Origin of the sequence: Corallococcus praedator, assembly GCF_003612125.1 — a bacterium.
GTDB lineage: Bacteria > Myxococcota > Myxococcia > Myxococcales > Myxococcaceae > Corallococcus > Corallococcus praedator.
This window is the reverse complement of the sequence record NZ_RAWI01000989.1, coordinates 1-455: the sequence shown is the minus strand read 5'-3', so window position 1 is coordinate 455 and position 455 is coordinate 1. Positions and strand designations below refer to the sequence as shown.

General features: G+C 57.6%; 1 protein-coding gene. It reads right to left on the bottom strand.

The window, feature by feature from the left end; translation table 11 throughout:
• A partial coding sequence (locus D7Y13_RS45475; protein ID WP_147452706.1) for a hypothetical protein occupies nucleotides 1–431 on the bottom strand: 431 nt, incomplete at its 3' end.
• Nucleotides 432–455: the final 24 nt, after the last annotated feature.

Below are 455 nucleotides of genomic sequence, written 5' to 3'. Positions count from 1 at the left end.
AGCGCACGCTGCATCAGGAGCAAATCGCGCAAACTGGATGGTAGCGGGTACCCCAGATTAAACGCCCGTATGCGCCGTCCGTCCGGCATGGTCGTGGCACGCCCGTTCAAACAGGCCGCCATGGTTTGATCCCACTGCACGCCATAGCCCCACGTTGGCGAAGCGCCGAATATGCCGACGCGAAAATCGCGTGGGTCGGGTGGGGCGTTGATCTCATGCGCGGCGAACATCTCATCCAGATTCAAAGCACTGACGCCCGGCTGATCGCCTTCCACAAAGCCGAAGCGGGCACGGTAAGGCACCAGCGAGCCGTATACACTGACTTTGCCGAGAAATTGCATGGGCTGCGCCAGTGCATAAATAACTGACGTTACGCAGGAGAGGGTAGAGGTAAGGGAAAAAGGCGGTGAGACTTTGAGCATGAACGACAAAGAACTACTCGACCTATACACGGA